The organism is Streptococcus sp. SS-4456, from assembly GCF_036680365.1.
Classification (GTDB): Bacteria; Bacillota; Bacilli; order Lactobacillales; family Streptococcaceae; genus Streptococcus.
In genome coordinates this window covers 1-498 of record NZ_JAVIHI010000103.1, presented here as the reverse complement: position 1 = coordinate 498, position 498 = coordinate 1, and the positions used below count along the sequence as shown (strand labels likewise).

Annotated in this window: 2 protein-coding genes; both read right to left on the bottom strand. The window is 41.4% G+C overall.

All coding sequences use genetic code 11. The features are described 5' to 3' along the window. Nucleotides 1–362 (bottom strand): DUF2815 family protein (locus RFK25_RS11550; protein WP_332413553.1); only part of this gene is annotated, 362 nt, incomplete at its 3' end. Nucleotides 363–366: 4 nt separating this feature from the next. Then, on the bottom strand, nt 367–498 hold a 132-nt coding region (locus tag RFK25_RS11545), incomplete at its 5' end, for a DUF2800 domain-containing protein (protein WP_332413555.1).

Here is a 498-nt window from a genome sequence, read left to right as displayed (position 1 = left end):
GAAGTATCAATGATTTCTTGACGATTTCCGTCAACCACCCCAGGTTTGTGTGGAGAGTTGGCATTCACAAAGTAAGCATTTTTGTATGCTTCATCATCAGGGCGTTCAAGGTCACCGTCACGTAGGGGCGTTTTCAGAGTAGATAACGCAGGTACAGATTTTCCGTTGCCCTTGAGTTTTGACTCGCCCTCTTTGTATGCTTGCTCAATGGCAGCCTTGATTTTGTTAATGGTGACAGTATCATCTTTTGGAATGATAAGAGATGCACTGTACTTAGGAGTGCTGCCGTTAATGGATTTTGGCTCATTGGCATTTAAGTAGCTGAAACGAGTGTTTGGTCCTGTAATTACTTTTGTTGTCATATAGTTAATCCTCTTTAAATTCATGTTTTGCTAGGTTCATCTCTTGACGGCTATCGTCAATTGGAACGAGTGTTGGTTTACCACTTAGTTTTATGATAAGACCACCAAGCAGGTCATTAAAGGTTTTCTTGCCAAG